The organism is Terasakiella sp., assembly GCF_048267425.1.
Lineage (GTDB): Bacteria > Pseudomonadota > Alphaproteobacteria > Rhodospirillales > Terasakiellaceae > Terasakiella.
Genome location: NZ_JBLWXN010000024.1, coordinates 1 through 9849, shown reverse-complemented (window position 1 = coordinate 9849; position 9849 = coordinate 1). Strand labels below are relative to the sequence as shown.

Genomic DNA, 9849 nt, shown 5'->3' with positions numbered 1-9849 from the left:
GCCATAGTGCTCTCCTTCATTTTCTGAAAGAGGTATGAAAAGCTTAGGCAAGTAATTCGGTAACTGTCCCCCGAACTCGCAGGTCCCCCGAACTCGCCCCGAACTCGTCCGAACTCCACCGAACTCGCAACCCCCGAACTACGGAGTCCCCCGAACTACCGTCAACTACCCCCGAACTGGAACTGAACTGGAACTGGAAACGGCTCCAAAAAAGTCATTTTTTGAACAAGAAGTAGAATATTTAGCTGACAAAGAATTTAGCTTTGGGAAACGGGATGACGGATTATGGGAGGCATATAAATGACGACTAATAGATACGAAATTAAAGAACACATAAGGTCTGACCTAGGGCAAAAACTTCGAAGTAAATATCGTGATTACCTTCACGATGTTGCCATGTGTGCTTTCAACAGCAAAGATAACCTACTAGGAATAATATTATTTTTCCATACCGAAGACATGAAGGAACAAGCAAAACTGGATGGAATCGTATCCAATATAAAGGAGTTTTGCCTAAAGGAGCTTTCTCAAGTGAAATGGGAAGAGTTTCAGGCTTATGGCGTCGATATTGAGTGTGACAGCCATGAAAATGTTGTTCACACAAATGGCGGTAATTACCTCATGTACAGACGATAAATAAGAGAAAAATCGATGACATGGCCGTAATAGCGGCTGAAAGCAAATCAGCAAGGCAAAAGTCTTACTGATTTGCTTGCCCGTATCCGGCATAGTCTGCGGACTACGTCCTTCTGTCTACAAGAAGATTTAATCCAACCTACTTCACAATACGCAGATAAGGCACTTTCTGCTCTGATCCCTGAACCAATTGTTCAAATTCATCTGCTGGACGAACCCCAGCAATCAGCCCCTTATTCAAGCAACCTTCCAGTTTCTCAAGCTCAACGCCCTCCCCACTTTCCCACATATCACGCGCACGGATTTCCAATTCGAAAGCGAGTTCATTCATGCATCCCAATACCTTTCGTGAAGCCGTTTTACAGAATTTATAATCATAGCCTGTTGCAATAGAACGTCCGAGAATTTCATTTAAACGTTGAGTGAAAACATCCATAGTGTAATCAGCGGCATCACGTCGATCAAACGGGTGAACCAGCGAATACAAAGTCGTTGCATGGGTATAAAGAACGATATCCAACGGTAACCCAATTTTTAGAACGTTGGCGTACCAACAATTTAAAGGAACAACTTTCTCGACTTCAGGAGCTGGCTGGAGTTTCACTTTCATTACCTTGGCAAGCTTTGCCGTACAGTGGATATAGAGGTCGCTCATTATCTATATTACCCCGCCCTAACCCGCATAATCGGAGATAATCTGGGATGAATTTTTGCCATAAAAGATCGGTCCCTATTACAGAAATCAGGGTTCCAGAAACTGGTATTTTCTCCTTCGGTTAATCTTCTGTAATGCCAAAAGAAACCTTCAATGGGTAAAACGTTCTTTTCCCAAAAAGATTTTGCATGAGGGTGATCTATTAACTTCCCCATAATTTCAGAATTGGAAAGACTGGAATTAATCTGTTCTTCTTTTATATAACACAAATGAACAGGATCAGATGACAACTCCCATGTTCTATCATCCTCATTCCAAACGGTGCTGAATGAATACAAGTCACATGCTTTGTACTCTTCCAAGTCAATCTCAAGATAAGTTACCGGTAACTCATTCACATCCATTCTTTGCGAACGGAACCAATGGGAATATCGGGGTTTATAGAAAGGTCTTCTGTATGTTGCAGTCGCATGATTGAGAGAGCGGATGACAAAATCCACTCTACTGTTCATGTCTAAGTTACTTGTATTATAAACATCAGGTTCATTAGGCAAGTTGACAATTCCAGGAAATATTTCCGTAGCGTTCACCCCATCAAGGTTCCTTGCTCTTGCCTTAGAGCCCATAAAGGTTCTAAGAACCGGCTCAAACCACCCATATCGGACAAATGAATTCCTTGGATATGCCTCTTCAGACCGACTGACTGGGAATACTTGAATTTTAAAAGGGCGCTCGACACTCGCCCAAGGTTCAAGGGAAACAGCAACATTTCCCCTTTCCCCACTTGTGAAACGAACTCCTGCCCACATCAATGCTTCCCGGATCAAATATTCCCGTGAGGCAGAAAGACTTAAATCCCTATTTATGATTTCAAGTGGCGTTTCAGTTTCAACCCGTTGCAAAGCTTGAGCCGCGAGGCCGCACGAAAACGCCAAGTCTTCTGTTGTCCAGTCAAGCAAACCCTTGGCTGCTCTCAGTTCATACCCCTTCACAAAACCTCGCTATGTGTATTTCACACAAAAACATTGACTACGCACAAACAATTAAGTTATGTGTAATACATACAATTAAACAGCTCATGAATTATTTACATCCGCAAAATGAGGTAAACCCATGAGAATTACCAAAACAGTGTTACGTGAACTGAGCACAAATGACAAGGATCTCTTGGTATGGGATGATGCCCAGCCCGGTTTTGGCGTTCGAGTGAAAGCCAACGGCACCAAGACCTTTATGATCCAGTATCGCAATCAGTTTGGACGCATGCGTCGTTATTCTATTGGTCGATTGGGTGACATCACATTAGATCAAGCCCGCAAAGAAGCACGTCGGCTTAAAAGTGAAATCGCTCTGGGTGGTGACCCGGCAGAAAAGCGCAAAGAAAACCGATCAAGTGCCACAGTTGAAGAACTCGCAGAACGCTATATGAATGATCATTGCGAGGGTCGTTGTAAGGAAAGCACCATGCAAGCCCATCGCTGGCTTCTGGATAAGTTTATCTTACCCAAATTTGGTAAATACCGAGTTCTGGAACTTTCCACTCAAGACGTTGCCGCTTACCACAAAAGCCTGAAAGACACGCCATACAACGCTAACCGCACTTTGGGTTTGCTCAAGTCCATTTTTAATAAAGGGGAGCAATGGGGCATTATTCCCCCGAACACCAATCCGGCAGCTCCTCTGAAAGTGTACCGCGAAAACAAACGTAATCGTTTTTTATCATCAAAGGAATATCGCACCCTCTTTCAAACGCTGGATGAACAAGAACGGTTAGGGCTAATCGGTACTTATCAGGCTGCTGCCATTCGTCTCCTTATACTGACAGGCTGTCGCTTGAGCGAAATCCTCACCCTACAATGGCGTATGGTCGATTTGACGCATCGTCGGTTATTACTTGATCGTCATAAGACGGATCGCAAAGGTATCAAGGCTGTGCCCTTGGTTAATCAAGCTCAGTTCCTTTTAGAGAATCTTTCCCCTGTTCCCGGTAATCCTTATGTGATTGTTGGCAAGGAAGAGGGATGTCATTTGGTTAATTTACAAAAGCCTTGGCGCAGGGTGCGCAAAGAAGCCAACCTTGATGATGTTCGCATTCACGACCTGAGACACAGCTTCGCCAGCGCCGCAGCAGGGGCCGGTCTTTCTCTTCCAATGATTGGTGGATTACTCGGTCACTCAAGCCCGCAAACCACAGCACGATATGCTCATCTTGCCCAAACACCGATTGATCAAGCGGCCATCGTTGTGGGTGCCGTATTGGAACAAAACCAAAAAAAGGCTGATGCAGATGATTAATGCGAGAAATCATATTCTCAATACAGGCAGCGTCAACCCGCCTTCCTATATTTTGAAGTCTTACCCGACACAAGGACATAAGCTGGTCCGACCTGAATATACACAGTTCAGGGCTGAATTTCGCAATTTCTCCTTTTTTGTCGTCACTCCTGCCTTTGAAACCCAAGTGGTCGAACTCCCAGACCTTACACGAGAACCTGAACTCAACTATCTGGATATAAGCCGCCTTCAAAGCAATCGCGACAATCTTAGACTTTGGCTATTTTGAATGATGTGCCAATCCCGTAAAAAGAAAGAAAGTCTGGCAAATAAAGCTAAACATATTGCAGAGCTTTATCTTCGGATTTCAGAGAAACCCGAAAGCATAGGAGCTTTTTTTGAACGAAATGACGTTCCCGTAAGTTGGTCAAGTCGCGAGTACGATCCTGATCAACTTGGCACAAAACACTATGCCTATCAGATCGCTCTCATTGCCCGGGAAAGCTATTGGTGGAACCCAAAAGGCTTTCGTTGTGTCAGCTGGGCGGCGGAAGAGTTGCTTCGCATGCGGCACATCACCCCAGACATTACCTATTCGCAAACTCCCTTTCTGAATACGGTTGTCGCAACTGTAGATGAAAAAACAGCTTTTAACCAAGCCGTTGAAAAAGCCCTTGAACCGTATTTTCCGACATGGGTCCCGTTAGGAGGAGACTTCAAAGCCTATCCTATCAGAGCTCCGAGCGATATCCCACGATACGCGATTACACGGGAAGAATTTTACCAAACAACAAAAGGTAAGAACAAATGACGCACCCCTATATTGATACATTAGATCACTTTGCGACACGCCTAGTCGAAAAAAACCCACAATACAGTAAAAAAGCGATAATTGATCTTTTTTTCATATCCTTTTTGGAGAACCATTCTAACATCTTTAAAGATGTCGATAGCGTCGCCCATACAGATCATGAAATCATTTTCTTTGCATCACTTATAGATGATATCATTAAGTATGATGGACCTTTTAGCCTACTTCTCGAGCCAATAAAAAAACAAACGACTAACAGAAAAAATATAATATTGACCTCATTAAGTAATTTTTCATTTTTCAAAAATAAACGAAAAAAACAACCTTTAACTAAAAAGCATATTCATATTGATGGACGGTTAAAGACGCAAAAATCGGACCTATTTCCCTTAACACGTTCATGTTTACTCTATCACATATATCTTTCTATTTCTTCCAAACCATCGAACGCAAGTAAATGCCTAAATCGTTTTGAACAGCTAATAGTAGAGGCCAATGCCGCACATTACCGCAATACCAACAATGCAAGTGAAATACAAAAAAAAATCAAATTGGAAAACGCTTGCCAAATTGTTGCAAGCGGAATGAAAAAATGGTCTGAAACTTCCTTTCAGGAGCAAGCTCCTGACTATCACAACCTCGCAAAGTATCTCATCATACATGACTCTGTAAAAATGCGTTTCATTACCTTTATGGATCTTGAACCATTATCCCAAACGTATGCCGCCTTAAAAAGTGAAGAACGTCTGAAAGGGGATAGGACTAACCCCATCCGACCACATGTGGAAGCTGCGCTAAACATTCTTTGCAAAAGAGGGATCATTCCATTAACGGCTGAGCATCCCAAAGGTCAACTTGCTCGCAAAATAAAAGTTTTCTTAAACTACCAAAAAACCGAAGGGGGCTACAGTAAGCATTGCGAAGAAATTTATGCTAATATATTAAGAAAAAATAGAATAAAATCAAAAATATATAAAGTAAAAAAATTTTAATTTCCAGCTCCAGAGCTAAGAAAAATTGAGGCCTCACCTTTATATTTTTTATGCTTTCCATATCAAAAACTAGAATGGATAGCATTATGCTGAATGATGAATTAATTGAGAAATACCCTTTTCTAAAATTGTTGTTAGAACGAGACCCAACCTGGCTTGACTCCGCAGTATCAGCTGAAGAAGCTTCCCGACTAACTGGGGTTTCCGTTGATAGTTTAGCTCGCTACAGAAGTCGTGGTGGCGGTCCGCATTTTCTACGCCCACGCGTTCATGGTCAGGAGCTAAGAATCGTTCGATATTTCAGACGCGATTTATTCGAATGGTTATTAAGCGGTGGTCGACTTGAGAATACCTTCGACGACAGGTAAACACCCGAAAATCAGCTTGAAGCAGCTAATGTCTGTTCAAGCATCCCCTCTTTCCTAATCATAGTGCATTCAATATCACCCCATGAGCACTTAAGCCAATTCTTTGCATGAGTTGGATTTGAAACTCACTTTTCAGACGTGCTTTGAAAGGAAAAAGCATGACACAAAGAACTATTGTTATCAGTATTCGCCTAACCCCCGAAGAACAGGAAACTTTGCGAAAAGCGGTAAAAGAAGCAGATATGAAATCACTGTCGAGCTACATCCGCAAATCGGCTCTTTGGAACGCAAATAACCCGACGACCCAAATTCCCTGCTTAGTAAAGGAACAGACAGATGAAGTAATCATGCAAATTAACATGCTGTTCAACCTTCTATACATGAACTCGGCACCGGATAAATATCAAATCCGCAACTTGATTGAGAGGATAGAGCAAAGAATTCGCAGCTGGATGAGCTAAAACCTCATTGGCTCCAGCCGCCTCGTTGAGGAGATTTCACAGGGCCCTGTCTTTCTCTTTGTTTCTGGCGAGCTTGGCGCAAGTCAAACACCAAATTTCCCCATTCATTTTGCATAATATCAAGACGCATTGCGCGATCAGAAACCCCATTTTGGAACATCCGCGACAAGGATGCCAGCATTTTCTCTTTATCGTTTTTCTTACTGGCAACCCGCTTTAACGTTGGCTGCCAGTTCTGAGGCCATGGAGCAAGCGGTATACCCTGAAAAGCACCCACGACTTCTTGACTAGTTTGCGGCCTAAACGCGTTTTCAACGAGTTTCCCTATGATTTCAGGCTGGGTAACAAGCAACCAGATCCCGAAACGATGCCCTTTGCGCCTGCGTCCTTCACAATTTGGATGTTGAATGAGCCAAAGCCAATTCTTGTATGCTGTTTCAGGTTCTCGGTACATCTGCATAAACAGTTCTGGGGCTGTAAAGATTTCCTGTTTCTTAAACCGTCGCCACGTCCTCTTTTGCGGCATAACAGCTTGAGCTAATTGTAAAAGAATTGGCCCTTCGATACGATATCCACCCGTTGGAAAAGAGGATCGCAAAGGCAGTTCATCCGACAAAATCTTTCTTCTGATATGATGCCGATCTTCCCGTCTTGTCGCCACATAATCAAGCCCCACTTTTTGCAAGTGCTTTGCAAAACTATCTCGCAGAATGTCAATTACCTCGCCTGTTCGGTCAAAATGCAGTCGGTTCCCCCGTTCAGGTTTTGCTTTAATGACAAGATGGGCATGGGGGTGATCTTCCGTATCCTCATGGATTGCCCATATCACATGGAAATAGTGTTGAGCAAAATTTTCGGCAACAAAACACCGAACCGCGCATTCCAGTTTCAGCTTTGTATCAGTTATTTTCGCATCATGTTCTTTCTGAATAGAACAGACCAAGTGCCATGCCTGATTATTACGCCAAGTCCCATCTTTTCTCAGGTTTTCCCTATCAGTTCGCAATTGCCACTTTTCGATTGCCTCCTTGTCAGTTGGCAGACCGAATTGATCATAAGGTTCAATACTTTCAGTTTCGTCTTCCCGCAAAATATATTTGACCAAAGCCCAAACCGAGCTCACCGATTTTTTAGCAGAGATCACTTTGACAACAGCTTCACACTTGCCCTGATCGCCAACATAATTTCTATAATTATTATAGCGAATACATGCGGCCCGGCGTGATCGCGCAAAACCACTAGAAGGACGACCCGATTTGGCGAAAAACCGCTTCATCAGGCGTTCATCTTCCAGATTAACGAAACCGCCTTTTACGCGCATATATTCTTCATCATCAAAAACCATAAAAGAAGGCTATCAGCAAAAAACAAGAATGTCTGTCATACATTTCGCTAATCCTGCAAAAGAATTGAAGACTATGTAATTTATGTAACCTGTTGTTTTTCAATAATTCTGCAATTTTGTTTTTGAATATGACCTGTGTTTTTCGCGTGTTTTTGCAAAAATGCCCTGTGGCTTTTATCAAAACCGCTGTGGCCTCAGCAAAAAGTCTTGTGGCTTCTTGCCAATCAGTTGTGGCTTTATCCAAAACTACCGTGGCCCTAAATTAATCGTCTGGATCGATTTCCCGGATAGAAATATCTAACTCAACAAGCGTTATCCCCTTCTGCTCAAACGTCGCAGATATTGCCTCGGTCTTTTCAATCGGTAGATCGCCATAACGAAAAGTGAACGGCTTATTTTTCGTCAGAGAAAAATTGTAAACCCTGGCCCAATCCTCATGCATAACAAAATATACATCATGCAAATTTGGTTCGCGCTCATACCCAGCAATCACAAAATCATAAAAGGTGCTTTCACTGCGAGGGCTGAATTTGCCACGAACCCTAAGCATATTTTTATAAGTACAAACTCGCTGCTTCGATTTGCGAAGATCACAACGAAATTTGGAATTTAATAAATCGCCATTGCTTCTCGCCTCAGCAATATCCAAAGCGGCCTTGGCCTTGATCGTCACCTCAAACACGTCAGAACCACTACCGCCAAACAGCGACCCAATTTTGTCAAACACACCAGCTTCAGTTGTGCCAGAAATAATCACGAGAACAAAGCCAACAAACAACATGCGGGCTGGTAATTTCGGCTTATTTATTTGATTTAACATTATCTATTCCCCCTACTGAGCCAGAGCCCTCGCGGTACGCCCCCGCAAAGGATATGCTCAATTGATCTCTGGTGATCGGGGAGTTAGTAAACCAACACTAGATGGTCCCAATGGCCTTTAGTTCGGAGAACCTGGACATACGCCAAAGGCTCCCCGACCATGGAGGTCAAGAAGGTATCATTACGGTCGATACTGACCGCTAGTGTGGAGGTTACTAAGCCCCAGAGCTGTGCGTTTCAGCTCCAACATCACATTAGATCAAGAATAGCAGAGATTAAAGTAATTTTACTTCACCCATATCAATTTAGTTTGTGACAAAGTTTATCAAAACTCCTACCCGTCAAGCTTTGTAACTATTCCCCCTATTCGGAGACATACTCCAGCAACATTGATGGCGCTAAATTGTCGTTGAAGCAGCAGATGACCAGTTAAGCATCGAAGGAATAATGGAGGAAGTCATGTGGAATTCAGGTTGGTCCCATCATGCCATGTACGGTGATGGAAGCTGGTTCAGCTTTTGGGGGATGCACGGGTTTGTCTCCTTGTTTTTCCTTCTGTTGGTAATTGCTCTGATTATTGGTCTTTATCGGATGATAAGAAGCGAGAGGTCCCAAGACCCGGCACTTTCCGCTTTAGGGGAAAAATACGCTAAGGGTGAAATTTCACGCGATGACTATCTTCAAAAGAAAAAGGATTTGGTAGGATGAGACTTCAAGACGTTCATACAAAAGGTATTCGTTTTATTCATGCCAATAAAGAATGCCTTGAATATTTAACCCGCCAATTGTTTGACCCTGAAGTCATTTGTCATGAAGGTCATCAGGCATGCCCGCGTTTAAGCGATGTTATTCGTTTTATGGAGCGAAACTTTGAACGTGAAGAGGTGCTTATACGTCTGTCTGGATATAGTGCATACCAAGAACATAAAAACGATCATCGTGATTTGTTGAGACGGTTGAAAAACATCCAAAAAAGAAACAAATGCAGCGAATATGACAATGTGGCTGTCGCAAATGAAATTAACGCTTGGTTGAAACGACATACGGCTGAGTTTGACCACGACTTCATTGAATTCTGGTCAGGTCTGTATGCGTCTAATTGACGAAGAAAGAGGAGGTCATCATGTTACATGCCCATCATCATAAAAACGAGGTTTCGCCGTCTATTTCATCTGTACGGTTAGGTCTTAAGGGGATGGGCTGCGCCTCCTGCGTTGCAACTATTGAAGAGGCATTGCTCGCCCAAAAAGGGATTCACACAGCCAGTGTTAATTTTGCGGCTTCGACAGTGGAAATTGGGTTTGATTCTGATATCGTCTCAGTCTCTGCTATTCGACAAGTGATCAAAGAAGCCGGATATTCTGCCGTAGAGCCCCGTGATGACAGCGAGGAATCCTTGCAAAAGGAAGAGGCTGAAAAGCTGGCTGAATACCAGACCTTGATGAAAAAATTCTGGTTGGCAGGCGCTATCTCCATTCCGAACGTGCT

13 protein-coding genes are annotated in these 9849 nt (G+C 43.1%); 9 read left to right on the top strand and 4 right to left on the bottom strand.

The features are described from left to right. The first annotated feature begins 300 nt into the window (after positions 1-300). Positions 301-636, top strand: coding sequence for a hypothetical protein (locus ACN0VA_RS17790; RefSeq protein WP_417822458.1), 336 nt, complete (start codon positions 301-303; stop codon positions 634-636). Between the two features lie 139 nt (positions 637-775). On the opposite strand, the gene ACN0VA_RS17785 is transcribed toward ACN0VA_RS17790, so the two are convergent. Both ACN0VA_RS17785 and ACN0VA_RS17780 read right to left on the bottom strand, forming a co-directional pair. Further along, positions 776-1291: a DUF6933 domain-containing protein gene (locus ACN0VA_RS17785; protein WP_417822457.1), complete on the bottom strand. Its 516-nt coding sequence runs from the start codon at positions 1289-1291 to the stop codon at positions 776-778. A gap of 8 nt (positions 1292-1299) precedes the next feature. After that, positions 1300-2250, bottom strand: coding sequence for a hypothetical protein (locus tag ACN0VA_RS17780; RefSeq protein WP_417822456.1), 951 nt, complete (start codon positions 2248-2250; stop codon positions 1300-1302). Between the two features lie 154 nt (positions 2251-2404). Between ACN0VA_RS17780 and ACN0VA_RS17775 the strand changes: the two genes are divergently transcribed. The 5 genes from ACN0VA_RS17775 (at position 2405) to ACN0VA_RS17755 (ending at position 6197) form a co-directional block, all read left to right on the top strand. Continuing rightward, positions 2405-3586 (top strand): tyrosine-type recombinase/integrase, encoded by a 1182-nt coding sequence (locus tag ACN0VA_RS17775; RefSeq protein WP_417822455.1) that lies wholly within the window; start codon positions 2405-2407, stop codon positions 3584-3586. Between the two features lie 268 nt (positions 3587-3854). Continuing rightward, positions 3855-4376 (top strand): hypothetical protein, encoded by a 522-nt coding sequence (locus ACN0VA_RS17770; RefSeq protein WP_417822454.1) that lies wholly within the window; start codon positions 3855-3857, stop codon positions 4374-4376. Beyond that, positions 4373-5368 carry a hypothetical protein gene (locus ACN0VA_RS17765; RefSeq protein ID WP_417822453.1) on the top strand — a complete coding sequence of 332 codons (996 nt, stop codon included), beginning with the start codon at positions 4373-4375 and terminating at the stop codon, positions 5366-5368. Before ACN0VA_RS17770 ends, ACN0VA_RS17765 begins: the two co-directional genes overlap by 4 nt. 86 nt (positions 5369-5454) lie before the next feature. After that, positions 5455-5736 (top strand): helix-turn-helix domain-containing protein, encoded by a 282-nt coding sequence (locus ACN0VA_RS17760; protein ID WP_188665379.1) that lies wholly within the window; start codon positions 5455-5457, stop codon positions 5734-5736. Between the two features lie 158 nt (positions 5737-5894). Next, complete coding sequence (locus ACN0VA_RS17755) at positions 5895-6197, top strand: plasmid mobilization protein (protein ID WP_417822452.1); 303 nt, start codon at positions 5895-5897, stop codon at positions 6195-6197. A gap of 4 nt (positions 6198-6201) precedes the next feature. Here the strand turns inward: ACN0VA_RS17755 and ACN0VA_RS17750 are convergent, their stop codons facing one another. Then, the gene (locus ACN0VA_RS17750) at positions 6202-7542 is read right to left on the bottom strand and encodes a relaxase/mobilization nuclease domain-containing protein (RefSeq protein WP_417822451.1); all 1341 of its coding nucleotides are present in this window, start codon (positions 7540-7542) and stop codon (positions 6202-6204) included. A gap of 262 nt (positions 7543-7804) precedes the next feature. Then, positions 7805-8362, bottom strand: coding sequence for a hypothetical protein (locus tag ACN0VA_RS17745; protein WP_417822450.1), 558 nt, complete (start codon positions 8360-8362; stop codon positions 7805-7807). A 458-nt stretch (positions 8363-8820) separates the two neighbouring features. Here ACN0VA_RS17745 and ACN0VA_RS17740 point away from each other — a divergent pair, with 458 nt between their 5' ends. The 3 genes from ACN0VA_RS17740 to ACN0VA_RS17730 form a co-directional block, all read left to right on the top strand. Beyond that, a complete protein-coding gene (locus ACN0VA_RS17740; RefSeq protein ID WP_417822449.1) occupies positions 8821-9069 on the top strand; it encodes an SHOCT domain-containing protein in 249 nt (82 codons plus the stop codon). Beyond that, positions 9066-9464 (top strand): hypothetical protein, encoded by a 399-nt coding sequence (locus ACN0VA_RS17735; protein ID WP_417822448.1) that lies wholly within the window; start codon positions 9066-9068, stop codon positions 9462-9464. Before ACN0VA_RS17740 ends, ACN0VA_RS17735 begins: the two co-directional genes overlap by 4 nt. Before the next feature lie 20 nt (positions 9465-9484). Further along, positions 9485-9849, top strand: a 365-nt coding sequence (locus tag ACN0VA_RS17730; RefSeq protein WP_417822447.1) for a cation transporter, incomplete at its 3' end; no start/stop codon positions are given.

Coding starts and splice junctions, on each gene's coding strand:
- ACN0VA_RS17745 (WP_417822450.1), bottom strand. CDS start 8,362: ATGTTAAATCAAATAAATAAGCCGAAATTACCAGCCCGCATGTTGTTT.
- ACN0VA_RS17760 (WP_188665379.1), top strand. CDS start 5,455: ATGCTGAATGATGAATTAATTGAGAAATACCCTTTTCTAAAATTGTTG.
- ACN0VA_RS17765 (WP_417822453.1), top strand. CDS start 4,373: ATGACGCACCCCTATATTGATACATTAGATCACTTTGCGACACGCCTA.
- ACN0VA_RS17790 (WP_417822458.1), top strand. CDS start 301: ATGACGACTAATAGATACGAAATTAAAGAACACATAAGGTCTGACCTA.
- ACN0VA_RS17775 (WP_417822455.1), top strand. CDS start 2,405: ATGAGAATTACCAAAACAGTGTTACGTGAACTGAGCACAAATGACAAG.
- ACN0VA_RS17755 (WP_417822452.1), top strand. CDS start 5,895: ATGACACAAAGAACTATTGTTATCAGTATTCGCCTAACCCCCGAAGAA.
- ACN0VA_RS17785 (WP_417822457.1), bottom strand. CDS start 1,291: ATGAGCGACCTCTATATCCACTGTACGGCAAAGCTTGCCAAGGTAATG.
- ACN0VA_RS17740 (WP_417822449.1), top strand. CDS start 8,821: ATGTGGAATTCAGGTTGGTCCCATCATGCCATGTACGGTGATGGAAGC.
- ACN0VA_RS17750 (WP_417822451.1), bottom strand. CDS start 7,542: ATGGTTTTTGATGATGAAGAATATATGCGCGTAAAAGGCGGTTTCGTT.
- ACN0VA_RS17770 (WP_417822454.1), top strand. CDS start 3,855: ATGATGTGCCAATCCCGTAAAAAGAAAGAAAGTCTGGCAAATAAAGCT.
- ACN0VA_RS17735 (WP_417822448.1), top strand. CDS start 9,066: ATGAGACTTCAAGACGTTCATACAAAAGGTATTCGTTTTATTCATGCC.